This is a genomic window from Streptomyces sp. NPDC005775 (genome assembly GCF_042871565.1).
Lineage (GTDB): Bacteria > Actinomycetota > Actinomycetes > Streptomycetales > Streptomycetaceae > Streptomyces.
In genome coordinates this window covers 96,837-122,246 of sequence record NZ_JBIAIU010000002.1, presented here as the reverse complement: position 1 = coordinate 122,246, position 25,410 = coordinate 96,837, and the positions used below count along the sequence as shown (strand labels likewise).

19 protein-coding genes and 1 pseudogene are annotated in these 25,410 nt (G+C 72.0%); 16 read left to right on the top strand and 4 right to left on the bottom strand.

Going from position 1 to position 25,410, the window contains the following annotated elements:
- Positions 1 to 176 precede the first annotated feature (176 nt).
- The 3 genes from ACFYPA_RS04240 (at position 177) to ACFYPA_RS04230 (ending at position 6,120) form a co-directional block, all read left to right on the top strand.
- Positions 177 to 2,621, top strand: a complete 2,445-nt coding sequence (locus tag ACFYPA_RS04240) for an MFS transporter (protein ID WP_359317797.1) — start codon at positions 177 to 179, stop codon at positions 2,619 to 2,621.
- A 207-nt stretch (positions 2,622 to 2,828) separates the two neighbouring features.
- Positions 2,829 to 5,273 (top strand): SpoIIE family protein phosphatase, encoded by a 2,445-nt coding sequence (locus ACFYPA_RS04235; RefSeq protein ID WP_389129384.1) that lies wholly within the window; start codon positions 2,829 to 2,831, stop codon positions 5,271 to 5,273.
- Between the two features lie 127 nt (positions 5,274 to 5,400).
- Positions 5,401 to 6,120: a class I SAM-dependent methyltransferase gene (locus ACFYPA_RS04230; RefSeq protein WP_359084671.1), complete on the top strand. Its 720-nt coding sequence runs from the start codon at positions 5,401 to 5,403 to the stop codon at positions 6,118 to 6,120.
- 229 nt (positions 6,121 to 6,349) lie between these two features.
- Here the strand turns inward: ACFYPA_RS04230 and ACFYPA_RS04225 are convergent, their stop codons facing one another.
- Complete coding sequence (locus ACFYPA_RS04225) at positions 6,350 to 7,240, bottom strand: LysR family transcriptional regulator (protein WP_389129381.1); 891 nt, start codon at positions 7,238 to 7,240, stop codon at positions 6,350 to 6,352.
- 128 nt (positions 7,241 to 7,368) lie between these two features.
- Between ACFYPA_RS04225 and ACFYPA_RS04220 the strand changes: the two genes are divergently transcribed.
- The gene (locus ACFYPA_RS04220) at positions 7,369 to 8,370 is read left to right on the top strand and encodes an aldo/keto reductase (RefSeq protein WP_359317805.1); all 1,002 of its coding nucleotides are present in this window, start codon (positions 7,369 to 7,371) and stop codon (positions 8,368 to 8,370) included.
- A gap of 85 nt (positions 8,371 to 8,455) precedes the next feature.
- On the opposite strand, the gene ACFYPA_RS04215 is transcribed toward ACFYPA_RS04220, so the two are convergent.
- A complete protein-coding gene (locus ACFYPA_RS04215) occupies positions 8,456 to 8,797 on the bottom strand; it encodes a transcriptional regulator (protein ID WP_359084668.1) in 342 nt (113 codons plus the stop codon).
- 105 nt (positions 8,798 to 8,902) lie between these two features.
- Between ACFYPA_RS04215 and ACFYPA_RS04210 the strand changes: the two genes are divergently transcribed.
- From ACFYPA_RS04210 to ACFYPA_RS04170, 9 genes are all read left to right on the top strand, one after another.
- Positions 8,903 to 9,880, top strand: a complete 978-nt coding sequence (locus ACFYPA_RS04210; protein ID WP_359352226.1) for a zinc-binding dehydrogenase — start codon at positions 8,903 to 8,905, stop codon at positions 9,878 to 9,880.
- Positions 9,881 to 9,937: 57 nt separating this feature from the next.
- A complete protein-coding gene (locus tag ACFYPA_RS04205) occupies positions 9,938 to 10,864 on the top strand; it encodes a ketopantoate reductase family protein (RefSeq protein WP_359352224.1) in 927 nt (308 codons plus the stop codon).
- Positions 10,865 to 10,969: 105 nt separating this feature from the next.
- Positions 10,970 to 11,803, top strand: coding sequence for a M55 family metallopeptidase (locus ACFYPA_RS04200; RefSeq protein ID WP_389129377.1), 834 nt, complete (start codon positions 10,970 to 10,972; stop codon positions 11,801 to 11,803).
- On the top strand, positions 11,796 to 13,139 hold the full coding sequence (locus tag ACFYPA_RS04195) for a M20/M25/M40 family metallo-hydrolase (protein ID WP_359084664.1): 1,344 nt from the start codon (positions 11,796 to 11,798) through the stop codon (positions 13,137 to 13,139). Before ACFYPA_RS04200 ends, ACFYPA_RS04195 begins: the two co-directional genes overlap by 8 nt.
- A gap of 20 nt (positions 13,140 to 13,159) precedes the next feature.
- Positions 13,160 to 15,148 (top strand): prolyl oligopeptidase family serine peptidase, encoded by a 1,989-nt coding sequence (locus tag ACFYPA_RS04190; protein ID WP_359084663.1) that lies wholly within the window; start codon positions 13,160 to 13,162, stop codon positions 15,146 to 15,148.
- Positions 15,145 to 16,089 carry an LD-carboxypeptidase gene (locus tag ACFYPA_RS04185; RefSeq protein WP_359084662.1) on the top strand — a complete coding sequence of 315 codons (945 nt, stop codon included), beginning with the start codon at positions 15,145 to 15,147 and terminating at the stop codon, positions 16,087 to 16,089. The genes ACFYPA_RS04190 and ACFYPA_RS04185 overlap by 4 nt, the downstream gene beginning before the upstream one ends.
- A 218-nt stretch (positions 16,090 to 16,307) precedes the next feature.
- Positions 16,308 to 18,083, top strand: coding sequence for a CocE/NonD family hydrolase (locus tag ACFYPA_RS04180; RefSeq protein ID WP_359317941.1), 1,776 nt, complete (start codon positions 16,308 to 16,310; stop codon positions 18,081 to 18,083).
- A 123-nt stretch (positions 18,084 to 18,206) separates the two neighbouring features.
- Positions 18,207 to 18,446 (top strand): LapA family protein, encoded by a 240-nt coding sequence (locus tag ACFYPA_RS04175; RefSeq protein ID WP_359084660.1) that lies wholly within the window; start codon positions 18,207 to 18,209, stop codon positions 18,444 to 18,446.
- A 468-nt stretch (positions 18,447 to 18,914) separates the two neighbouring features.
- The gene (locus ACFYPA_RS04170; protein ID WP_359084659.1) at positions 18,915 to 19,472 is read left to right on the top strand and encodes a GNAT family protein; all 558 of its coding nucleotides are present in this window, start codon (positions 18,915 to 18,917) and stop codon (positions 19,470 to 19,472) included.
- 33 nt (positions 19,473 to 19,505) lie between these two features.
- Here the strand turns inward: ACFYPA_RS04170 and ACFYPA_RS04165 are convergent, their stop codons facing one another.
- Complete coding sequence (locus ACFYPA_RS04165; protein WP_359084658.1) at positions 19,506 to 20,456, bottom strand: MerR family transcriptional regulator; 951 nt, start codon at positions 20,454 to 20,456, stop codon at positions 19,506 to 19,508.
- A gap of 95 nt (positions 20,457 to 20,551) precedes the next feature.
- On the opposite strand from ACFYPA_RS04165, the gene ACFYPA_RS04160 reads away from it, so the two are divergent.
- Positions 20,552 to 22,078, top strand: coding sequence for an alpha/beta fold hydrolase (locus ACFYPA_RS04160; protein ID WP_359317816.1), 1,527 nt, complete (start codon positions 20,552 to 20,554; stop codon positions 22,076 to 22,078).
- Between the two features lie 121 nt (positions 22,079 to 22,199).
- On the opposite strand, the gene ACFYPA_RS04155 is transcribed toward ACFYPA_RS04160, so the two are convergent.
- Entirely contained in the window at positions 22,200 to 22,634 is a 435-nt protein-coding gene (locus ACFYPA_RS04155) for a VOC family protein (protein WP_359317819.1), read from the bottom strand.
- A 62-nt stretch (positions 22,635 to 22,696) separates the two neighbouring features.
- Here ACFYPA_RS04155 and ACFYPA_RS04150 point away from each other — a divergent pair.
- Both ACFYPA_RS04150 and ACFYPA_RS04145 read left to right on the top strand, forming a co-directional pair.
- Positions 22,697 to 22,807, top strand: a pseudogene (locus ACFYPA_RS04150) (2-phosphosulfolactate phosphatase); the annotation flags it as partial.
- Between the two features lie 213 nt (positions 22,808 to 23,020).
- Entirely contained in the window at positions 23,021 to 25,213 is a 2,193-nt protein-coding gene (locus tag ACFYPA_RS04145) for a discoidin domain-containing protein (protein ID WP_359317822.1), read from the top strand.
- Positions 25,214 to 25,410 lie beyond the last annotated feature (197 nt).

Sequence of the window (25,410 nt, the reverse complement as noted above, 5' to 3'; positions counted from 1 at the left end):
TTCCCCGGCCTCACCGGTTCGGGTGGTCTTTTCGGCCCGTCGGTTGTGCGCCGTAGTGGCTCCCACCGGGGGATAAGCCCCCTGAGCGCGCCGTCAGCGCCCCCTCGTCACGTTTGCCCTCGCTTGTCGCGCAATGCGAGAAATGGGCGGCGGCAGTGCGACGAGGGGAGCGGCACGTGGTGGGTGGGATCACGCTGGTGAAGGACGAGCCCGGCGGTACGGAGAGCACCGAGACGGTGCCGATGGCCGTCCCGCCTCCTTCGCCGTCCGCCGTGACGGAGCACGCGGCCCCGGCCCCGGCCGTTGACGGGGCGGACCCCCGCCGCATCCGGCTCGTCTTCGTCGGGCTGATGCTCACGCTCCTGCTCGCGGCGCTCGACCAGATGATCGTCGCCACCGCCCTCCCGAAGATCGTCGGCGAGCTGCACGGCCTGGAGAAGATGTCCTGGGCGGTGACCGCCTATCTGCTCGCCTCGACCATCGGTCTCCCGATCTACGGCAAGCTCGGCGACCTCTTCGGCCGCAAGAGCGTCTTCCAGTTCGCGATCGTGGTCTTCATCGTCGGCTCCGCACTGGCCGGCTGGTCCCGCACCATGGACGAACTGATCGCCTTCCGCGCCCTCCAGGGCGTCGGCGGCGGCGGGTTGATGATCGGTGTCCAGGCGATCATCGCGGACGTCGTACCGCCCCGGGAACGCGGCCGGTTCATGGGACTCATCGGTGCGGCCTTCGGGCTCGCGTCCGTGGCGGGGCCGTTGCTCGGCGGCTTCTTCACCGACCACGCCTCGTGGCGCTGGTGCTTCTACATCAACGTCCCGTTCGGCCTGGTGACCTTCGTCGTCATCACCGTCGTGCTGAAGCTCCCCAAGCCCTCGGTCCGGCCGCGTCTCGACATTCTCGGCGCCGTGCTGCTGGCCGCCGCCTCCACCTGCCTCGTCCTGCTGACCAGTTGGGGCGGGACGGAGTACGCGTGGGGGTCGCGCACCATCCTGGGGCTGGCCGCCGGAGCCGCCGGAACGACTCTGCTGTTCCTCGCCGTCGAGCACCGCGCCCCCGAACCCATCATCCCGCTGCGGCTGTTCCGGGACTCGATCTTCAACGTCACCGCCCTCGTCGGTGCGGTCGTCGGGGTGGCGCTGTTCGGCGCCGCCAGCTATCTGCCGACGTTCCTGCAGATGGTCGACGGGGCCACCGCCACCGAGTCCGGGCTGCTGATGCTCCCGATGATGGGCGGCATCGTCGGCGCCTCCGTCGTCTCCGGCCAGCTGATCTCCCGTACCGGCCGCTACCGCGTCTACCCGATCGCGGGCAGCGCGATCTCCGCGGTGGGCATGTGGCTGCTGTCGCGGCTCGAAACGGACACCCCGCGCCTCGAGTGCAGCATCGCGCAGGCCGTCCTCGGTCTCGGGATCGGGCTGATCATGCCGGTGCTGGTGCTCGCCGTGCAGAACTCCGTACGCCCCGCCGACCTCGGCACCGCCACCAGTGCCAACAACTACTTCCGGCAGATCGGCGGCAGCGTCGGCGCCGCCGTGTTCGGCACGCTCTTCGCCGGACGGCTGGCCGACGCGCTCGCCGTGCGGCTGCCCTCGGGGGCCGGTCTGCCCGACCCGGAGTCGATCACGCCGCAACTGGTCCACGCGATGGAGCCCGCGCTGCGGGACGCCTACATCCAGGCGTACGCCGACGCGATGCCCCGGATCTTCCTCTACCTCGTGCCGGTCCTCGTGCTCGGCCTGTTCTTCGCCTTCTTCCTCAAGGAGAAACCGCTGGTGTCCCACCACAGCCCCGAAACCGCAGCCGACCCCGCGACCATCCCCTCCGCCCGCACCGATCCAGCAGCCCCCACCACCGGCTACCTCTCCGGGGTGCCGGTCTGCGGCAGCGTCCAGCACCCCGACGGAACGAAGGTCCCGCGCGCCGCCCTCACCCTCATCGACGTCCAGGGGCAGCAGGTCGGCAGGGGTGCCAGCGGGGACGAGGGACGGTACGCGATGAGCGTGCCCGGGGCCGGCTCGTACGTCCTCATCGCCGCCGCGGGCGGCCACCAGCCACAGGCCGTGAGCGTCACGGTGGGCGAACGGCCCGTGGAACTCGACGTGGTGCTCGGCGGCGCCGGGCGGCTGGCCGGCACCGTCGTGACGGCGGACGGTGTGCCCGTACGGGACGCGGCCGTCACCCTGACCGATGTACGCGGCGAAGTCGTCTCCTCCACCCGCAGCGGGCGCGAGGGCGGGTACGTGATCACGGAACTGGTCGCGGGGGAGTACACCCTCGCCGCCTCCGCACCCGCCTTCCGGCCCGCCGCGCTGCCGGTCAGCGTCCAGGCGGCCCGGGAGACCCGGCAGGACATCGAACTGGCCGGCGGCGCGGTACTGCGCGGGATCGTCCGCGCGAGTGGCGGACGGCCCGTCGAGGACGCCCGGGTGACGCTCCTGGACGCGGCGGGCAACGTGGTCGACACGCTGACCACCGGGCCCGACGGCTCGTTCCGCTTCGTCGACCTCTCCACGGGGGAGTACACCGTGATCGCCGCTGGATATCCGCCGGTCGCCACCGTGCTCCAGGTCGCGGGCGGCGGGCGCACCGAACGGGACCTCCAGCTCGGCCACGAGGACTGAGGGAGAGGTTCCCCGGCCGCGCGGCGCGGGACCTGCCACCGTTCCGGTTCACCCCCGGCCCGGTGGCGCGGTCCGGTACGGTCACGCGGGGCGCACCACCCCCTCGGGGGTGATTGCGCCGATGACCCGCGACGCCGGACGCGGGGCCGTACCGTGGACGCACGCACGGACCGCAGAACCTTGCGGTGAGGAAGGAGCCTTCCGCCCATGGACCTCGGTGTGCCGCCGCAGAGGACACCACAGACCGACACCGCGGCGGGCCGCGTGCCGCTCGCCGTGGTCGTCGTCGACGGGGACGGACTCGTCTCGCACTGGTCCACCGGTGCGCGGAAACTCTTCGGAGTTGCCCGGGAGGACGCCGTCGGCTGCCCGGCGGGTGAACTCCTGCCGGTGGCGGGGGCGTTGCGGCGGAGTGGTGACCCGTTGCCGGACACGGCGTACGTCGAGTTCGGCCCCGAACTCGGCAGCTCGCTCAGCGGCACCGTCGCCTACCCGGCGGCGGGCCGGGCCCGCGTCGACGCATCGGGCCGCGGGCGGATCGACGTGCTGTGGTGGGCCTATCCGCTGGTCGGACCCGGCCCCGAGCGCCTGCTGGTGCTCGCCGCGGACTCCGCGTCGCTGCGGGGCGACGGGCAGGGCGAGGGCCGGGACGACGAGACGATCGCCCCCGGGTTCGCCCTGCACACCGACTTTCCCGGATACCGGGAGCTCTCCTCACGGCTGCCCGAGATCCTGCCCAGCATGAGCGTCCAGGAAGCCACCAGGATCGTCTCCCAGGTCCTCGAACTCGGCTATCCCGTCCTGGAGTTCAGTCGCCACGAGCGGGTTCCGGTGACCCCCGACTGGGGTGTGCCGAGACGCACCGGGCGGCGTGGCGCCGACAGCCGGCAGCGCGCGGCCGGGGACACGTCCGTCCCGCACACCGCACCCCGCCCCGAGCTGGACCTCGAATACGCGGCGGTCCGCGAGCGGCTGGAGTTCCTCAACGAGGTCAGCGGCCGCATCGGCACCTCACTCGACCTGGAGCGGACCATCCGCGAGGTCACCAGCGCCGCCGTTCCCCGATTCACCGACTTCGCGGGTACGCATCTGCGCGCCGCGGTCCTGGCCGGTGAGGGCTTCCCGGACGGCCCGCCGGACGTCACGACGATCTGGCACCGCGTCTGGGTCGAGCACAACGACGAACCGGGGCGATGGGACGACACCGTCCCCGTCGGCGAGTCCATCGCCTTCCCCGAGCACACGCCGTTCTTCCAGTGCATGGTCACCGGCGAACCGGTCATCGTCCCCTACGTCAGCGAGGAGTTGAGCAACCGGATCTCGGGCGAGTTCGAGAAGCGCGACCTGCGGCCCCTGATCACTCACCGCTCCCTGCTCATCGTCCCCCTCAAGGCCCGAGACGTGGTGCTCGGCTTCATGGTGCTGATGCGCCGCCCCGGCCGCGAACCCTTCGACGACATGGACCGCACCACGGGCGCCGAACTCGCCGCCCGGGCCGGGCTCGTCCTCGACAACGCCCGCATGTACACCTACCAGGAGAACGTCGCCGAGACCCTCCAGGACAGCATGCTGCCGCAGATCGAACCGCGCATGGCGGGCTGCGACATTGCCACCCGCTACCTGCCCGGCGCCCGGCTCGGCAGGGTCGGGGGCGACTGGTTCGACTCGGTGAAGCTCCCCGGCTCCCGGACCGCGCTCGTCGTCGGTGACGTGATGGGTCACGGCCTCAACTCGGCTGCGATGATGGGCCAGTTACGGACCGCCGTGCTGACCATGGCCATGATGGAGATGCCGCCCGCCCACGTGCTGCGCAACCTCGACGACCTGGCCCAGCGTCTCGGTGAGCAGTACCTCGCGACCTGCCTCTACGCGGTCTACGACCCCATCCGCTCCGAGCTGCAGATCGCCAACGCCGGGCACATCCCGCCCGTGCTGGTCCGCGCCGAGGACGGCCGGGCCGAACTGCTCGACCTGCCGACCGGCGCACCGATCGGCGTCGGCGGCGTCGCCTTCGAGACCGCCACCGTGCGGGTGCGGCCCGGTGACCGGCTGGTGCTGTGCACCGACGGCCTGGTCGAGGTGCGCGGCCAGGACATCGGGGCGGGTCTGGCGGCCCTCTGCGCCTCCGCCGCCCATCCTGCCGCGTCGATGGACGACGCCTGCGACACGATCATCAGGGCCCTGAACCCCAGCGGCGGCCGCAAGGACGATGTGGCCCTGCTGATGGCCCGGCTCAACGGCATCCCGGACGACGACGTCGCCGAGTGGCAACTGGCGCTGGATCCGAGGGAGGTGGCCCGGGCCCGTCGGCTGGTACGCGGCAGGCTCCTCGACTGGGATCTGCCCGACGCCGTGGAGGCGGCCGAGCTGATGGTCAGCGAGCTCGTCACCAACGCCGTGAAGCACGGCCGTGTCCATCACATCGGGCTCCGGCTGGTGCGCACCGGCGCGCTGCTGTGCGAGGTCAGCGACGACGAGCCCGCCCCCGCCACGCTGCTGGGCGCCACGCCGTACGACGAGTCCGGCCGCGGACTGGCCCTCGTGAGCAGCTTCGCCCGGGAATGGGGCACGAGTACCACGGGGCACGGCAAGACCGTCTGGTTCGAACTGGCGCTCTCCCGCGTTCCGCGCCCCCGGCCGAGCTCCTGGTGAAGGCGCCGTTCACCGGGTAGCCGTTCACCACGAGGCCGACGCCGCACGCACTCTTGCCCCGGGCGGCGGGGGACGGTAGTCCGGTGCTGACGAAAAAGCATCGGGGCGGCCGGACTTGGGAGCGCGCATGGACGTGTCACAGCAGTATCGCGAGGCGTGGGAAGGCTTCTGGTCGACCACCTCGGACGCACCCGGCGAGGCGATCTGGGACGCCGCCCCCTCGCTGAGCGCCGTTCCGCACAGCGCACTGCTCCTGCCGTACGCGGACGCCTCGCTCCCCATCGTCGACCTCGGCTGCGGAAACGGCACCCAGACCCGCTATCTCGCCACCCGGTTCGCCCACGCGATAGGTGTGGACCTCTCGCACGCGGCGGTCGGTCATGCCCGGCGTGCGGACCCGGAAGGTGTCGCCGAGTTCCTCCAGTTGGACCTCGTCGACGGCGACGCGGTGCGCGCCCTGCGTGAGCGGATCGGCGATACGAACGTCTACATGCGGGCGGTCATCCACCAGAGCGAACCCGAGGCCAGGCCGGCGGTCGCGGCGGCTGTGGCGACGCTGCTGGGGAAGCGGGGCCGGGCGTTCGTCGCCGAGCTGACCCCGTCCTCGAAGGACGTGCTGCAGCAGGCCGCGAAGGGCCCGGAGGGGCCGCCCGAGAAGCTGCGGCGGGTCTTCGAGCACGGGCTGAAACCGGCGAGCGCCACCGAGGCGGAGGTGCCGGAGGTGCTGCGGGCGGCGGGGCTGACCACCCTGGACAGCGGTGACACGGTACTGCCGCAGACCGAGTACCTGCCCGACGGAACCCGGATCGACCTGCCGGCGCGGTGGTTCGTCCTGGCCGCCCGCTGATCCGGGGCGCGCCCCCGCCCCGGGCGTGGAGTCCGCCCGGCGCTGGGGCGCCCAGTCAGGGCAGCAGCACCGGTCTCCGCCTCGCCGCGACGTCCTCGACCCGGCCGAGGAGCACCACGGCGGCAGGCGATCAGGGCCCGGGACACGTCGAAGGCGAGCGACAGCTGCAGTGGGGTCGCCCAGGACGACGGGGCGGTCGCCGAGGTGCTGGGCGGCTGACCAGCGCGCCTCAGGGCCCGGTCCCCTCCCGTACGAGCGCCATCAGCGCCCTCGCTCCGGGGCTCATCGCCTGCGCCGTCGGCAGCACCACGACGCTCTCGTAGTACGGCTGGTCCGCCCCGTCGAGCGGCACCGCCACCAGACAGCGCGCCTCGGGCTTGCGGGAGAAGTGGTGCGGCACCACCGCGATACCGAGCCCCTCGCGCACCAGCTCCAGCAGGGTGTGGACGTCGTTGACCTCCAGCGCCACCGTGCGGCGCACCCGCGCGGTCGCGAACGCCTCGTCGGCGGCGCGGCGCGGCCCGAAGTCCGGATGGAAGTCGATGAACGCCTCACCGGCCAGCTCCTCCCACCCGACCCGGTCCGCCGGGGCCAGCCGGTGTCCGGGCGCGCACAGCAGGACCATGGGCTCACGGGCCAGCGGAACCAGCTCGCCGCGCCACTCCACCGGGGAGACCGTGGCGGCGAAGGCGATGTCCAGCCGGCCGCCGGCCACCCCGTCGACCAGGTTCGTCGTCCCCTCCTGGCGGAGCCGGATCTCCATGTGCGGGTGCTCGCGGTGGAAGGCGGCGAGCAGCCGCGGCAGGTTCAGCCCGGCCACACACTGCTCCACGCCCACCGACAGGGTCCCGCGCAGCAGCCCCCGTACGGCGTCGACGGCGTCCTTCGCGGCCCGCGCGCCCGCCAGCGTGCGTTCGGCCTCCACCAGCAGGGCGCGCCCCGCCTCGGTCAGCCGCACGCTGCGGGTGGTCCGGCTGAACAGCGGGGTCCGCAGCTCCTGCTCCAGGGCGCGGACGGAGGCGGACAGCCCGGACTGCGACACGGCGACGCGCTCGGCGGCCCGGGTGAAATGGCGTTCCTGGGCGACGGCGACAAAATGTTCCAGCTGGCGCAACTCCATGATTGAGAAATATAGGCGCTGAATCCCAGCGGAATCTCCTGTTGGACTGCTGGATCGTTGTGCGCGAACCTGGACTCCGCACGTCGTGCCCCGTCGCGAACCTGAACGATCTCTCCCGTGGAGCCCGCATGTACATCCCGTCCGCCGACCGCTACCAGGACATGCCGTACCGGCGCACCGGGCGCAGCGGTCTGAAGCTGCCCGCCCTCTCGCTCGGTCTGTGGCACAACTTCGGCGGTGACCGGACGCCGGAGTCCCAGGGCCAGATCCTCCGCCGGGCGTTCGACCTCGGCATCACCCACTTCGACCTGGCGAACAACTACGGTCCGCCGCCCGGCTCCGCCGAGACCGCGATGGGCCGTGCGCTGGGGACGGACTTCGCCCGGCACCGGGACGAGATCATCGTGTCCACCAAGGCGGGCTACCTGATGTGGGACGGCCCGTACGGGGAGTGGGGATCGCGCAAGAACCTCCTCTCCTCGCTGGATCAGAGCCTCACCCGTCTCGGCCTCGACTACGTCGACATCTTCTACTCCCACCGGCCGGACCCCGAGACCCCGCTCGAAGAGACGATGGGAGCCCTCCACTCGGCGGTGCAGCAGGGCAAGGCGCTGTACGTGGGTGTCTCCAACTACTCCGCCGAGCAGACGCGGGAGGCCGCCCGGATCCTGAAGGACCTCGGCACTCCGCTGCTCATCCACCAGCCCCGGTACTCCATGCTGGACCGCTGGGTCGAGGACGGCCTGCTCACGGCCCTGGACGAACTGGGCATCGGCTCCATCGCCTACTCGCCGCTGGCACAGGGCGTCCTCTCGGACCGCTACCTCCGCGGCATCCCGGAGGGCTCACGGGCGGCGGGCAACAGCCCGTTCCTGTCGGCCGACTCGGTCACCCCGGAACTGGTCGGCCGACTCCGTGAGCTGAACCAACTGGCCGCCGACCGCGGCCAGTCGCTGGCCCAGATGGCGCTCGCCTGGGTGCTGCGCGGCGGCCGGGTCACCTCGGCGGTGGTCGGCGCGAGCAGCGTCGCCCAGCTGGAGAACAGCGTCGAGGTGATCCGTCACCTCGACTTCAGCGACAAGGAACTCGCCAAAATCGAGAAGCTGTTGAAGGGCGCCAAGCGCCGCTGACCACGGAAAAGGGCCGGCACCCCGACTGCGGGGTGCCGGCCCTTTTCCGTGCCCGGTCCGTGCCCGATCCGTGCGAGCTCCCGTCTCAGGCGTCGTCCTCCCGCAGCAGCAGGTCCAGCAGGCCCGGGAAGCGGGCTTCGAACTCCTCGCGGCGCAGGCGGTTGACGCGCTTGGCACCCGTGTCGCGCTGTTCCACCAGGCCCGCCCCGCGCAACACCGTGAAGTGATGGCTGAGTGCGGCCTTGCCGACCGGCACGTCGAAGCTCCCGCAGGTGCGCGTCCAGTCATCGGAGCCCGCCAGGTCGCGCACCAGTTGGAGGCGGACCGGATCGGCGAGGGCGGAGAGGGCTCCGAGCACGGAGACCTCCGCGGGGTCCGTGTGTACCGGAGCGGCGCGATGGCCGCTGCCCGCAGGCTGGTTGGGCATGATGCGCTCCCCGTCGTCCGTGGCCCCTTGCCGAGTGTTCGATGAATATCTTACACTTCGAGTGTTCGGTTTTCGTTGAACACTACGTCCAGGGGGCGGTCCGTCATGCGTGCGATCGAGTTCAAGGAATACGGCGGCCCCGAGGTGCTGACCGTGGTCGAGACACCCGCCCCCGAGCCCGGCCCCGGTCAGGTCACCATCGACGTGGCCTACGCGGGCGTCAACTTCGCCGACCTCAAGGCCAGGGCCGTCGGGTACCGGGTATCCGAACTGCCCTTCGTCCCGGGCCTGGAGGTCTCGGGCCGGGTGCGGGCCGTCGGCGACGGGGTCGAAGGGCTGAGGGCCGGGCAGGAGGTCGCCGCGTTCCTCGACGGTGGCGGATACGCGGACGTGGTGGCCGCACCGGCCGCGACCGTCTTCCCGCTCCCCGACGGTGTGGACCTGCGCACCGGCGCCACCCTCCCCACCGTGCTGCCGACCGCGCACGCCCTGCTGCACGAGATCGGGCGGCTCCGGGCGGGCGAGAGCGTGCTGGTGCAGGGAGCGGCCGGAGGGGTCGGCACCGTGGCCGGGCAACTGGCCAGGACCGCGGGCGCCGGAGCCGTGTACGGCGTGGTCTCGTCGGCGGCCAAGGCCGCGTACGCCCTGGCGCACGGCTACGACGAGGTGTTCGTCGGCGACACCTTCCCGGACGAGGTCCGCCGCGCCACCGGCGGCCGGGGGGTGGACCTGGTGCTCGACTCCGTCGGCGGGGACACGCTGCGCCGCGGCGTCGACGCGCTCGCCGTCTTCGGGCGCCTGGTCTCCTTCGGCAACGCGAGCGGCGCACAGCCCTGGGCCGTCGGGCAGAGCGAGCTCTACCCGGGGAGCAGGTCGGTGGCCGGCTTCTCGATCCTGGAGCTGGCCGCGAGCGACCCCGCCACCCTGCGCACCGTCGCCGAGCGCGCCTTCCGCGCCGTGACCGACGGGTACGTCGACCTCCCCGTGACGGCCGAGTTCGCACTTTCGGACGCCGCCGACGCACACCTGCTGATGGAGGGGCGCACGTCGACCGGCAAGCTGGTCCTGCGCATCGGCGGCTGAGCGGTCCCCTCCCTCACCCCCGAACCCCTGATCACGGCTTGCGGAAGGTGCACGTACATGAAGATTCTGGTCGTAGGAGCGGGAGCCACCGGCGGCTACTTCGGCGCCCGGCTCGCCCGGGCGGGCAAGGACGTCACCTTCCTGGTCCGTCCCCGCCGCGCCGCCGCCCTCCGTGAGCGGGGGCTGCGCATCACCGGGCTGGGGGAGGAGGAGACGCTCACGCCCCGGCTCGTCACGGCTGACCGGCTCGCCGGCCCCTACGACCTGGTACTCCTCTCGGTGAAGGCGACCGCCCTGGACGGGGCCCTCGACGACATCGCCCCGGCCGTCGGACCTGGCACCGCGATCGTGCCCCTCCTCAACGGGATGGCGCACCTGGCCCGGCTCAACGAACGGTTCGGCGAGAAGTCGGTGCTGGGCGGGGTCGCCAGGATCATCACCACGCTGAACACCGAAGGCGACATCGTGCGCCTCGCCCCCGTCGCGAGCCTCACGATCGGCGAGCAGCGGGGCGGCACGTCCGAACGGGTGGAGGCGGTCGCCGCCGTCCTCACCGACGCGGGCATCGACACGCACCGGTCCGCGGACGTCGTCGCGGCGATGTGGGGCAAGTGGGTCTTCATCAGCACCCTGGCGGGGCTGACCTGTCTGATGCGCGGCACGGTCGGCGACGTCCGCGCCGTTCCCGGCGGACAGGGCTTCGTGACCGCCCTCCTGGCCGAATGCGCCGCCGTCGCGGCCGCAGCCGGCCACCCCGTGCGGCAGAAGGAGCTCGACGCCGTCGCCACGATGCTCACCACGGACGGATCGCCCCTCACTGCCTCGCTGTACCGCGACGTGGCCCAGGGCGCCCCGACCGAGGCCGAGCAGGTCTTCGGAGACCTGGTGGAACGGGCCCGCGGCCTGTCGGTCGACACGCCGCTGCTCGACCTCGTCACGCTGAACCTGCGCGTCCACGAACGCCGCACCGCCTCCGCCGGCTGAAAGCGCCCCGGCCGCGCACCGGGGCCGGGGCCTTCATTGGCGTGGACCTCTGGAGGTCTCGGCGGCCCTGGCCTGCGCGTTCTTCGACGCGTACCGTGTGGCCGCATGAAGATCCTCGTCAGCGCCGACATGGAAGGCGCCACCGGCGTGACCTGGCCGGCCGATGTGCTGCCCGGCACACCGCAGTGGGAGCGGTGCCGCTCCCTGTTCACCTCGGACGTCAACGCGGCCGCCCTCGGGTTCTACGACGGGGGCGCCGACGAGGTGCTCGTCAACGAGGCCCACTGGACCATGCGCAACCTGCTGCTGGAGCGGCTCGACGACCGGGTCCAGATGCTCACCGGCAAGCACAAGTCGCTCAGCATGGTGGAGGGAATCCAGCACGGTGACGTCGACGCCGTCGCCTTCGTCGGCTACCACACGGGCGCCGGTACGGAGGGCGTCCTGGCCCACACCTACCTCGCCAACTCCATCACGGGCGTCTGGCTGAACGGGGCCAGGGCCAGCGAGGGGCTCCTCAACGCCCATGTGGCCGCGGAGTACGGCGTCCCCGTCGTCCTCGTCACCGGCGACGACCTGACCTGCGTGGACGCGAAGGGGTACGCCCCCGACGCCCGGACGGTCGCCGTCAAGGACTACGTGTCGCGCTACGCGGCGGTCTGCCGCACCCCTGCCCGTACCGCCGCCGACATCCGTGCGGCGGCCGGGGAAGCGGCCGCGCTGGCCGGGCGGTACACACCGGTGGAGGGCGGGCCGTTCACCGTGGAGCTGGAGTTCGACGCGGAGCACCTGGCCGCCGCGGCCACCGTCGTGCCCGGCGTGGCACCCTGCGGCGAGAGGCGGGTCGCCTACACGAGCGCGACGATGTACGAAGGTATCCGCACGTTCAAGGCGGTGACGACCATCGTGTCGTCCGCCGTGGAGGAACAGTATGGCTGAGGCGAGCATCCCCCAGGACAGCGTCGACGAGCTCGCGCTCGACGAATCGGTGACGTTCACCTCGGAACTGATCCGCATCGACACCACCAACCGGGGCGGCGGCGACTGCCGCGAACGCCCGGCCGCCGAGTACGTCGCCGAGCGGCTGGCCGCCGCCGGACTCGAACCGGCGATGCTGGAGCGCACCCCCGGCCGTACCAACGTGGTCGCCCGCATCCCGGGCACGGACCCGTCCGCGGAAGCGCTCCTGGTCCACGGCCACCTGGACGTGGTGCCGGCCGAGGCCGACGACTGGAGCGTGCACCCCTTCTCCGGCGAGGTGCGCGACGGAGTCGTCTGGGGCCGCGGCGCCATCGACATGAAGAACATGGACGCGATGGTCCTCGCCGTCGTCCGGTACTGGGCCAGGGCCGGCATCCGCCCCCGCCGCGACATCGTGATCGCGTACACCGCGGACGAGGAGGCCAGCGCCGACGACGGCTCCGGGTTCCTCGCCGATCAGCACGCCGCACTCTTCGAGGGGTGCACGGAAGGCATCAGCGAATCGGGAGCCTTCACCTTCCACGCCGGGCCGAACCTGCCGCTCTACCCCATCGCGGCGGGCGAACGCGGCACCGGATGGCTCAAACTCACCGCGCACGGCAAGGCCGGACACGGCTCCAAGGTCAACCGCGCGAACGCGGTCAGCCTGCTCGCCGCGGCCGTCGCCCGGATCGGCGAGCACGAATGGCCGGTGCGCCTCACCCCGACCGTCCGCGCCGCACTCACCGAGATCGCCGCCCTGCACGGCATCCACCCCGACCTCGACGCCCCCGGCTTCGACGTGGACGAACTCCTCGGTAAAATCGGCCCGGCCGCCGACCTCGTCCGGCCGACCGTCCGCAACAGCTCCAATCCGACCATGCTGGACGCCGGTTACAAGGTCAACGTGATCCCGGGCCACGCCACCGCCTACATCGACGGCCGGATGGTCCCCGGTGGCGAGGACGAGTTCCACGCCACGCTGGACCGGCTGACGGGGCCCTCGGTCGACTGGGAGTTCCACCACCGCGAGGTGCCGCTCCAGGCGCCGGTCGACTCGCCCACCTTCGCCAAACTCCGCGCGGCCGTCGAGCTGTTCGACCCGGACGGCCACGCCGTGCCCTACAGCATGTCGGGCGGCACCGACGCCAAGCAGTTCTCCCGGCTCGGCATCACCGGCTACGGCTTCTCGCCGCTGAAACTGCCCGTCGGCTTCGACTACCAGGCCCTCTTCCACGGCGTGGACGAGCGCGTCCCCGTCGACGCCCTGCACTTCGGGGTCCGGGTCCTGGACCACTATCTGCGCACCGCCTGAACCACTCGGGGGAATTGATCATGGAATCCACTGGGGCCTACGGAAGCTGGCCGTCACCGATCGACGCCGCGCTTGCCGCCTCCCGCGACGGCCGCCCCGAGTACGTCGGAGCGGTCGGCGACGAGCTGTGGTGGACGGAGCCGCGCCCGTCCCAGGCCGGCCGGCGCGCGCTGATCCGCCGGTCGGCGGACGGCACCACCGCGGAACTGCCCGCGCCGTGGAACGCCCGCAGCCGCGTCATCGAATACGGCGGAAGGCCCTGGGCCGGAACCGAACGCGCCGAGGGCGGCCCGCTGATCGTCTTCGTCCACTTCGACGACCAGCGGCTGTACGCCTACGCCCCCGACGGGCCGAGCGCGCCGTGGCCCCTGACGCCCGTCTCCGCGATCGGTGGCGGACTGCGCTGGGCCGACCCGCGACTGCACCCGGGCCGGGGCGCGGCGGGTGAGGTCTGGTGTGTCCTGGAGGAGTTCACCGGCGACGGGCCCACTGATTTGCGCAGGGTGCTCGCCGCTGTGCCGCTGGACGGCTCGGCGGCCGGTGACCGGTCCGCGGTGCGCGAACTCTCCGACGGGCGCCACCGTTTCGTCACCGCCCCCGAGGTCTCGCCCGACGGGCGGCGCGCGGCCTGGATCGCCTGGGACCACCCGAGGATGCCGTGGGACGGTACCGAGGTGATGCTCGCCGACATCGGCGAGGACGACACGTTCCACGACGCCCGGCGTTTCGTGGGCGGCCCGGAGGAGTCCGTACCGCAGATCCGGTGGACCACCGGCGGACAGTTGCTGTTCGCCAGTGACCGCAGCGGGTGGTGGAACCTCTACCGCGCCGATCCGCGCAGCGGCGACGTCACCGGACTCTGCCCCCGCGAGGAGGAGTTCGCGGGGCCGCTGTGGAAGATCGGGCTCAACTGGTTCCACCCCCTGGACAACGGGCTGATCGCCGCACTCCACGGCAAGGGATCCACCACGCTCGGCATCCTCGACCCGGAGACGGGCGACCTCGTCGACATCGCCGGTCCCTGGACCGAGTGGGCCGAGACCCTCGCCGTGCAGGGCAGCCGCGTCATCGGCATCGCGGCGAGTCCGCACAGCGCGTACGAGATCGTGGAGCTGGACACGGCGACCGGACACACCCGGATCATCGGCGCCCCCCACGAGGACGCGGTCGACCCGTCGTACTACCCCGTGCCCCTCGTCCGCACCTTCGCCGGCCCCGGCGGCCGCGAGATCCACGCCCAGGTCTACCCGCCGCACAGCCCCGACCGGACGGGCCCGGACGACGAACTGCCGCCCTACGTGGTGTGGGCGCACGGCGGCCCGACCGGCCACGCGGCCCTCGTGCTCGACCTGGAGATCGCCTACTTCACCTCGCGCGGCATCGGCGTCGCCGAGGTCAACTACGGCGGCTCCACCGGCTACGGCCGCTCCTACCGCAACCGGCTGCGCGAGCAGTGGGGCGTCGTCGACGTGGAGGACTGCGCCGCCGTCGCCGGGGCGCTGGCGGCCGAGGGCATCGCGGATCCCCGGCGGCTCGCCGTCCGGGGCGGCAGCGCCGGCGGATGGACCACCGCCGCCTCGCTGACCGGAACCGACGTCTACGCCTGCGGCACGATCATCTACCCCATCCTGGACCTGACCGGCTGGGGCACCGACGAGACCCACGACTTCGAATCGCAGTACCTGGAGTCGCTGGTCGGTCCGCTCGCCGAGGTCCCCGACCGCTACCGCGAGCGGTCGCCGATCAGCCGCACCGACGGGCTCACCACCCCCTTCCTGCTCCTCCAGGGGGAGGACGACCCGATCTGCCCGCCCGTACAGTGCGAGCGGTTCCTGGCCGCGATCGAGGGGCGCGGCATCCCGCACGCCTACATCACCTACCCGGGCGAGGGGCACGGGTTCCGGCGCGCCGAAACCATGATCAGCGCCCTGGAGGCCGAACTCTCCCTCTACGCCCAGACGTTCGGCGTCGAGCGGACCGACGTGCCCCGGCTGGAGCTGAGGAAGTGACCCTCGTCCCCCTGACCCGCCCCGCCCGGCTGCGCGTGGGCGCCAGGGTCGCCGTCGTCTCCCCGAGCGGTCCGGTGCCCGTCGACCGGCTGGAGCCCGGCCTCGACCTGCTGCGCGACTGGGGGCTCGACCCGGTCGTGATGCCCCACGTACTGGACGCGCACCCGGAGTTGGCCTATCTCGGTGGTACGGACGAGATGCGGGCCCGCGACCTCCAGGACGCCTGGTGCGATCCGTCCGTCGACGCGGTGATCTGCGCCCGCGGCGGGTACGGGGCCCACCGCATGGTCGATCTGGTGGACTGGGCGGCGATGCGGGCCGCCGGGCCGAAGGTCTTCGTCGGCTACAGCGACATCACCGTGCTCCACGAGGCGTTCGCCCTGCGGACGGGGCTCGCCACCCTGCACGGCCCGATGGTGGGCACGGAGACCTTCCTGAAGGACCCGCGCACCCAGGAGTCGCTTCGGGCCACCCTGTTCGAGCCCGAGACGGTGCTGACGCTGGGGCTCGACGCCGCGAGAGCGCTGGTCCCGGGGCGGGCCCGGGGCATCACGTACGGCGGCTGTGTGAGCCTGCTCGCCGCCGACCTGGCCACCCCGCACGCCCGCACCACGGCCCGAGGGGGACTGCTGGTCATCGAGGACACCACCGAGGACCCGTACGGCATCGACCGCATCCTCACCCAGCTGACGCGGGCCGGGGCACTCGACGGGGTGGCCGGGGTGGCCTGTGGTTCGTGGGCGGGCTGCGGACCGTACGAGAAGGTCCGGGCGGTGCTCGCCGACCGGCTGGGCCCGCTGGGCGTCCCGGTCGTGGAGGAGCTCGGCTTCGGGCACGGCCCCACCGGGCTGACGATCCCCCTCGGGGTCCCGGCCGTACTCGACGCCCCGGCCGACGGCGGCCGGGCCACCCTCACCGTCGAGGTGCCGGCGCTGGTCTGAGCGCGTGGGCGGAGGCCCCGCACGGAGCCGGGCATGTGAGGAAGCTGAGCGGCCTTCAGGAATCACCGTCCTGGGCGTTGACACGGCTATGACCGGTGTCACAGCATGGGCGCGGCCCAGTACTTACCGGTCGGTAAGGTGTCCTCGGTGTGGAGGTCCTCGTGTCGCGTGCTGTCTCCGGTTCCCGCTTCCGGTCCCGGTCGAAGTCGTCGAAGCCGCTGTCCCGCAGAACACTCGCCTTCGTCGCCGGGGCCGCACTCGCCGCCCCTCTCGCGCTCGCCGGGACCGCGCAGGCGGGAACGGCCGCCTCGTCCGAATACACCGTCACCCCGCTGAAGTTCACCGTGGCCGCGGGCGGCCGCTCCTGCACCGTGGACGCCGACCTCTACCGCCCCGCCGGGGCCGACGCCCAGCACCCGGTTCCCGCAGTGCTCGCCACCAACGGCTTCGGCGGCAGCAAGTCGGACGGTTCGACCGACGGCATCGGCAGGGCGTTCGCCTCGCGCGGCTACGCCGGACTCGTCTACTCCGGTCTCGGCTTCGGCAAGTCCGGCTGCCTCATCACGCTCGACGATCCGAAGACCGACGGCAGGGCCGCGGCGGCGCTCATCGACTTCCTCGGCGGAACCCGCGCCGCCGACGACGGCACCCGGGCCGAATTCGTCACCCAGGACGCACCCGGAGACCCCACGGTCGGCATGATCGGCGGTTCGTACGGCGGAGCCATCCAGATGGCCACCGCGGCGGTCGACCCCCGCGTCGACGCCCTCGTCCCGCTCATCACCTGGAACGACCTCGGCTACGCGCTCGCCCCCAACAACACCGGTGCGGCCACGGGCGTCTCCTCCGACACCGCCGGTGTCTTCAAATGGCAGTGGACCAACGCCTTCTACCTGATGGGGGAGGGGCAGACGATCCTCAGCCCCAGCCTCGACCCGTCCCGCTTCAACAGCCTGGACTGTCTCCACTTCGCCGCGCAGGCCTGCGACACCATCCGGTTCCTCAACTCCGGCCGCTACCCGGCCGACAGGACCGCCGCCATGCTCGACTACGCGCGCAGCGTCTCGCCCGTCTCGTACCTGAACCGCGTCAAGGCGCCCACGCTCCTGATCCAGGGGCAGGCCGACACCCTGTTCAACCTCAACGAGGCCACCGCCACGTACCGGACGCTCAAGGCGCAGGGCACCACGGCCAAGATGATCTGGCAGGCGTGGGGCCACAGCGGCGGCCAGGTGGACGGCGAACTCGACCTGGCCCAGGGCAATCTGGAGAGCAGCTACGTCGGCGGCCGCATCCTCGCCTGGTTCGGCCACTACCTCCGCCACGAGCCGGCGGCGGACACCGGACCCGAGTTCGCCTACTACCGCGACTGGCGGAGCGGCTACGGCACCGCGGACGCCGTCCCCGGCCTCACGCGGACGATGTACCTCTCCGGCGACGGCAAGCTCGTCGACAACCGCGCCGAGGTCGCACGCGGCAGCCGCCAGTACACCAACTGGCTGCTCCCCACCAGTCATTCGGAGAGCTCACTCGCCGGTCTCATCGGACTGCCGGACCCGAAGCCGTACGACACCAAGGGCACCTACCTCGGCTGGACCAGCGCCCCGCTCGCCTCGGCGGTCGATGTGGTCGGAGCCCCGGAGGCCACGATCGAAGTCGTCTCGCCGAAGACGGAGCGCGTGCAGAACAGCGGGGACGCCTCCGACAAGCTCGTCCTGTTCGCCAAGGTGTACGACGTGGCGCCGGACGGCGCCAAGACGCTGGTCAACCGGCTCGTCTCGCCGGTCAGGGTGCCCGATGTGACCCGCCCCTTCACCGTCCGGCTGCCGGGGATCGTGCACCGGTACGAGGCCGGGCACCGGCTGGAATTCGTGATCGCGGGCAGCGACGGCGCGTACTTCGGCAACCGCGGCATCAAGCCCGTCACGGTCGTCAGCGCTCCCGGGGACACCGGAGTGCTGGAGCTGCCGGTGGTGGGTGACACGGGGCGGTGATGGGGGAGCGCGGGTCACGGCCGTCACCTGAATGGTCGTACACCACCGCCCCCCGACCACCCGACGGAGTCATCATGGTGCTCCGGGGGCGGTGACGCACAGACCCAGGGAAGGGGCCGCCACATGAGCCCGAAGGATGTGTCGAGCGGCAGCAAGGGCAGCACGGGCGCGTTCACACCGGCCCGCATCCTCGTCATCATCATCGCGGTCCTGTCGATCGTGTTCATCGTGGAGAACACCGACGAGGTCGAGGTCCGCCTCATCGTCCCGCTGGTGACCATGCCGCTGTACGTGTGGCTGATCGTGATGTTCCTGGCAGGCATGGCCTGCGGGGCGTACGTCTTCCGCAGGCGCACCAAGTAGTGCCGTGACCCGGAAGCCCGGCCGGGTCGGGAAGGCGCGGGCGGTCGCGTCGTCCAGGCCGCTGTCGCGCAGGTAGCGGTGCGGCGGCTCCAGCGAGTACGTGTCGAGGAAGGCGGCCGGCGCCTCCGCCGCCTCCCGGCGTTCACCGGACGCACGCTGCGGCAACAGCAGCGGATCCTCCCCGGGTGCCCCGCACCAGCGCACATGCGGGAGCGACTCCGGCGGACGCGGCGAGTCACTATTTTGTGGAGTGACGACGGGGCGCGCGGCATCACTGGCACCCGACTGGACGAGCTGGTTCGACAGCCCGAGGCCCACGCCGACGACGTACACCGTGCGGTCGAGCAGTCACTACGGGCTGCCCCGTAATCCCTGGTGGATCAGCGCGCGGCACACCGCGAACGTGCGCGGTCACGGCATGGGGCGACCGCTCCGACGGGGCGGGCGGCGACGATCTACGCTGGCTCGATGTCCGACACCACTTACCTGGCCGAGGGTCCGCGCACGGCGATCCGCCCCTTCACGCATGCCGACGCGAACGAGTTCACCGCCAGGTCCCGCGAGAGCCGGGAACTGCACCGCCCCTGGCTGTTCCCGCCGGCGGACCCCGACGCGTACGCCGCCTACGCCGGAGTGCTCATCGAGGACCCGGCGAAGGCCGGATTCCTCGTGTGCGAGCGGAGCGGTACGGCCGGGCGCCCGGCCGGTGGGGCGATCGCGGGGTTCATCAACATCAACAACATCGTCATGGGCGGGTTCCGCTGCGGTGCGCTCGGCTACGGCGGCTTCGCCCACGCGACCGGACGCGGCCTGATGAGCGAGGGGCTCGGCCTCGTACTCGGGTACGCGTTCGGACCGCTCGGCCTGCACCGGCTGGAGGCCAACATCCAGCCGGACAACGCGGGCTCGATCGCCCTGGTGCGCAGGGCGGGATTCCGGCTGGAGGGCTTCTCGCCGGACTTCCTGTTCATCGACGGGGCCTGGCGCGACCACGAACGGTGGGCGATCACGGCGGAGATGCGCTGACCCGCGTGGCACCGAGCCGTGCCGCCGCGCGCTTCAGCCCGTCGCGGCGGAGGTCTGGCCGTCCAGCGCGGCGAACAACCAGTCGTGCGCGGAGCCGGGCGTCGGCTCCGGGGGGTCACCCGGAGTGGTGATCACATCAGCCGTCAGCTCCCAGTACCGGTCGATCCGCGGGTCGCCGGCGAGCTGACCGGCGAGCAGGCGGCGGAACGCCGGAGTGTCCCGGCTGCCGTACGCGCTCGCGTACGCGTCCACGAAGCTGTCCAGCTCCTCGCCGGGACGCGGCCCGCCGCCCCGGCGCAGCTGTGCGCCGGCCAGCTCGTAGGCCTGCGCGAGACCCGCGTACAGAACGGCGGACGCCCGGGCCTCCGCGGCGCGGTGCGCCTCGGGCTGGGGCCGCTCCGCACCTGTGCACGGGCGGGTCACGAGGGCGTACAGCCGGGCGAAGGCGAGGACCTGGGCCGGCTCGGGGTCGTCAGGGGGCTGTGGCACGGCCACCTCGAGGAACGCGGCCGTCGCCTTGGCCGGCATCCGTGCCGGCAGCCAGGCTCGCCAGAACCGTGCCAGCGCGCCGGTGTTCGGCGGGGTCGCCACCGACCCGACCAGGCGCAACCGGTCGGCCCGCTCCTCCGGGGGGCACTCCAGCACCAGCCGCAGCCCCGCCTCCCGCCAGCGCAGCGCGGTGAGCTGCGAACCGAGTTCACGCAACTGTCCCGCGACGGCGTCCTCCAGAACGCCGTCTGCCGTGTCCTCGTCCTCACCGAGGACCCGGCGGACCTCGCGTACCGGCAGCCCGAGGGCGCGCAGGGAGCGGAGCGTGCGCAGCCGGCCGACGGCGTCGGGGCCGTAACGGCGATGCCCGCCCACGCTGCGAGCCGCCTCCGGGAGCAGGCCGTTGTCGGAGTAGAAGCGGACGGCCTTGACGGTGACGCCCGCACGCTCGGCGAGCTCGCCGATGCTGCACAGGCCGTCGTGCGACGTGAACACTTGAACCTCCCTCTGAGGGAGCTTCTACGGTACCGGCGAGGGCGGCCGGGCGATCGTGGCCGGTCCGCCGACGACGGATCACGGAGGAGAGGGCCATGACCGAATTCATCCTGGTGGCGGGCATGTTCACCGGCGCCCACGTATGGGAGGGGACCGCTGCCCACCTGGCCTCGGCGGGGGCCGGGGTGCACATGGCGGCGCTCACCGGTCTCGGGGGGCCCCGCGGTGACGCGAGCGGTGCCGTCGATCTGGAGACGCACATCGAGGACGTGCTGGCGCTGATCGACTCGGTGAGCGCGGACGTCGGCCCGGACCGGGAGATCGTCCTGGTCGGCCACGACTACGGCACGTACCCGGTGCTGGGCGCCGCCGACCGCCGCTCGGGACGCGTCGGCCGGATCGTCTGCGTGGACACCGGGCCGGGCGAGGACGGCATGCCTGCGCTGGCCGTCGTCGCGGACCCGGCCGCGCGGGCGGAGGTGGTCGGGCGTGCCGGTGCGGAGGGGGCCGGGCCGGGCCTGGCCGCCCCGGCACGCGACGAGTGGCAGCGCTGGGGCAGCACCCTGGGCGTCCCCGAAGGGGCGCTCGACCGGCTCACCGACCTCGCCTCGCCCCAGCCGCTGCGCACCCTGCTCCAGCCGCTGCGGCTGACGGGCGGGGCGGCCGCGCTGCCCGTCACCGGTGTGCTGTGCCAAGCGAACGGATCGAGTATCGAGATGGTCCAGCAGCAGGTGGACTTCGGTAACCCCGCGCTCGTACCGCTGGCCGACCCCCTCGTGTCGTTCTTCGAACTCCCCACCGGGCACTGGCCGATGCTGTCCCAACCGGCCGAACTGGCCGACATCCTGCTGCGGGCCGCCGCGGGCGAGGGCCACCACCTGGTGCCGCCGGGTTCCTCGGAGCCGCCCGCGCACCTGCGGCCGTTCCTGCTGGACGTGCCGGCACTTGCGTACGAGCGGACAGGCAAGGTCGATCTGTACGTGCCGGACGCGGAGGGCCCCCGACCGGCGCTGGTGTTCGTGCACGGCGGCCCGGTGCCCGCCGGCGTCCTGCCGACCCCGCGCGACTGGCCGGCCCTGCAGGGGTACGCGCGGTACGCGGCCGCGGCGGAGGTCGTCGGTGTGACGTGTGATCACCGGCTGCACGACACGGCCGACTACCCGCGCGCCGCAGCCGACGTGGCTTCCGCGGTGGAGCTGGTCCGGGCCGACCCCCGGGTGGACGAGGACCGGATCGCGCTGTGGTTCCTCTCGGGCGGCGGCCTGATCGCGGCGGACTGGCTGAGGCGGCCGCCGGCCTGGCTGCGCTGCCTGGCGGCCTCCTATCCGGTCCTGGCCCCGCCCCCCGCCTGGGGGCCGGTGGACGGCCGGTTCCGTCCGGTGGACGCGGTGGCGGATGCCGGCACCCTGCCCGTCGTGATCACGCGGGTGGGGCGCGAGTCGCCGGGGATCGCCGCCACCGTCGAGGAGTTCCTGGACGCGTCGGCGAAATGCGGGGCGGATGTCGAGGTGATCGACGTACCGAACGGCCGCCACGCCTTCGAGACCCTCGACCCGACGGAGGAGTCGCGGGAGGCAGTGCGCCGGGCGATGCGCTCGGTGCTGGGGCATCTGACGGCCTGAGCCGCAGGAGGGGCGCGCGGTGAGGGGGATCGCGCCCGACGGAGACCGCCGCCGCGCCACGTCACCTCACCGGCTGTGCCGCCCATGCCGGTCGGGCCGGCACGGACGGCGGTCCGGTCGCTCAGTCGAGACAGAACTCGTTGCCCTCGACGTCCTGCATGTTGAGGCACGACTCGTTCTCGTCATCGGCGAGCAGCAGTTGTCCGCGTACGGCGCCCAGCGGGAGCAGCCGTGCGCACTCGGCCTCGAGTGCGGCAAGGCGCTCCTCGCCGACGAGTCCGGTTCCGACCCGTACGTCGAGGTGCACCTTGTTCTTGACGACCTTGCCCTCGGGGACGCGCTGGAAGTACATGCGCGGGCCCTCGCCGGTGGGATCGGAGCAGGCGAACCCCGACAGCGGCTGTCCGGACGGCAGCGAGTCCTTGTAGGCCTCCCAGCTGTCGAACCCCTCCGGCGGCGGCGGTACGACATACCCGAGCACCTCGCACCAGAAACGGGCGACGCGCTCGGGATCCGCGCAGTCGAAGGTGACTTGGAACTTCTTGATCGACGACATCGGCCCACCATAGCGGCGGGCTGTCAGGGGCTCCACGGCCCGCCCCCGGGGCGAGAACGCGCAAGGAGTGTCACCCGGACGGGGTGGCGATCAAGGACGGTCCGCCCGCGCCCGGGTTCGACGCCGTCAACTCGCCGGGTCTGCTGCGGTCCATCGACCTCGGCGGCCGGACTGACGCATGGACAGCCGATCCGGCGTCACCCCGCGTGGGCCGCCTGCCTCCTGGTGCCCCATCGGTCAGGAACGCAAGGCTCCGACAATGAAAACCAAGGGTTAACTCAAGGCGGAAGGAAAGTCCCGTCAGGGATATTGACCGCACGCGACGGGGGCGGCAAGGTACGGGAGAGCGCTCTCCCCCGCGCTTCTCTCGTTCAAGGAGATTCCCCATGTCCATATTTGGCATGCCCGCGACTGCTCCACCACCCGCCCGCGGGCGGGTGCGGCGTGGTCTCACGGGTGCTGTTGTCACCGCGCTGGCCGCCACCCTTCTCTCGGTCGTTCCGGCGACCTCGGCGCAGGCCGCCCCCACGCTCCTGTCCCAGGGCAAGTCGGTCACGGCGTCCAGCCAGGAGCACTACGGGACGGCGGCGTCCGGCGCGGTCGACGGGGATCTCGGAACGCGTTGGTCGAGCGCCGCCTCCGACGCGCAGTGGCTCCAGGTGGACCTGGGCAGCCAGGTCGCGCTCAGCCAGGTCGTGCTGCGGTGGGAGGCGGCCTACGCCAAGTCCTACCGGATCGAGCTGTCGACGGACGGCACCACCTGGTCGACCGCCTACTCGACCACGACCGGAGCGGGCGGCACCGAGACCGTCGCGGTCTCCGGAACGGCCCGGTACGTACGCATGCAGGGAGTGACGCGGGCGACCGGATACGGCTACTCCCTCTGGGAGTTCCAGGTGTACGGCGGCGACGGCGGAGGGCCGACCCTGCCGGGGGGCGGCGACCTGGGGCCCAACGTCCACATCATCGATCCTTCGACTCCGGACATCCAGGGCCGACTGGACGAGGTGTTCAGGCAGCAGGAGTCGGCACAGTTCGGATCCGGCCGCCATGCGTTCCTGTTCAAGCCGGGGACGTACAACAACCTCAACGCGCAGGTGGGTTTCTACACCCAGCTCGCGGGGCTGGGCCTCAAGCCCGGCGACACGACCATCAACGGTGATGTGACCGTCGACGCCGGCTGGTTCAACGGAAACGCCACGCAGAACTTCTGGCGCGGCGTGGAGGGTCTGACCGTCAACCCGGTCAGTGGGACGGACCGTTGGGCCGTCTCCCAGGCTTCCTCCTTCCGCCGCATGCACGTCAAGGGCGACCTCAGCCTGGCGCCGGCCGGTTACGGCTGGGCCAGTGGTGGCTACATCGCCGACTCCAAGGTCGACGGCCAGGTCGGCAACTACTCGCAGCAGCAGTGGTACACCCGGGACAGCACGATCGGCGGCTGGTCCAACTCCGTCTGGAACCAGACCTTCTCCGGTGTCGAGGGCGCTCCGGCAACCGGCTTCCCCGAGCCCCGCTACACCACGCTCGACACCACTCCGATCTCGCGCGAGAAGCCCTACCTCTACCTGGACGGCAGCGAGTACAAGGTGTTCGCGCCCGCCAAGCGGACCAACGCCCGGGGCACGACCTGGGCGAACGGCAACCCGCAGGGTGAGTCGATCCCGCTGAGCAAGTTCTACGTGGTCAAGGCGGGCACGACGGCCGCCACGATCAACCAGGCACTGGCCCAGGGCCTGAACCTGCTGTTCACCCCGGGCGTCTACCACGTCGACCGGACGATCAACGTCAACCGGGCGAACACCATCGTGCTCGGTCTGGGTCTCGCCACGATCATCCCGGACAACGGGGTGACGGCGATGAAGGTGGCCGATGTCGACGGAGTGAGGCTGGCGGGCTTCCTGATCGACGCCGGTCCGGTCAACTCCCCGACGCTGCTGGAGCTCGGCCCGCAGAACTCCTCGACCGACCACGCCGCCAACCCGACGACCGTGCAGGACGTGTACATCCGCGTCGGTGGTGCGGGCTCCGGCAAGGCCACCACCAGCGTGGTCGTCAACAGCGACGACGCGATCATCGACCACACCTGGGTCTGGCGCGCGGACCACGGTGACGGCGTCGGCTGGGAGACCAACCGCGCCGACTACGGCGTCCGCGTCAACGGCGACGACGTCCTCGCCACCGGCCTGTTCGTCGAGCACTTCAACAAGTACGACGTCGAGTGGTACGGCGAGCGCGGCCGGACGGTCTTCTACCAGAACGAGAAGGCGTACGACGCCCCCAACCAGGCCGCCATCCAGAACGGCACCACCAAGGGCTACGCCGCCTACCGCGTCGACGACTCGGTGAACACCCACGAGGCGTGGGGGCTGGGCAGCTACTGCAACTACAACGTCGACCCGAACATCCGCCAGGACCACGGCTTCAAGGCCCCGGTGAAGCCCGGCGTGAAGTTCCACAGCCTGCTGACCGTCTCACTCGGCGGCAACGGCCACTACGAGCACGTCATCAACGACACCGGCGCCTCGACCGTGCCCGCGGGCACCTCCACGGTTCCCTCCACGGTCGTCTCGTACCCCTGAGCCGCCGGCCGCCTCGCGTCACCCGGCGATGAGGCCTCCGATTCCCTTCCGGGCCGGGATTTCTCGTCCCCGCGGCCCGGCCCGGAAGGGCCCGCACCACCGCACCGTGTTTCCCCCCTCACACGAGACGCCGGGCGCGGCCACCCCGACAGACGGCCCGCGCCCGGAGTCATGAACCAGCCAGGAGCACACGTGTC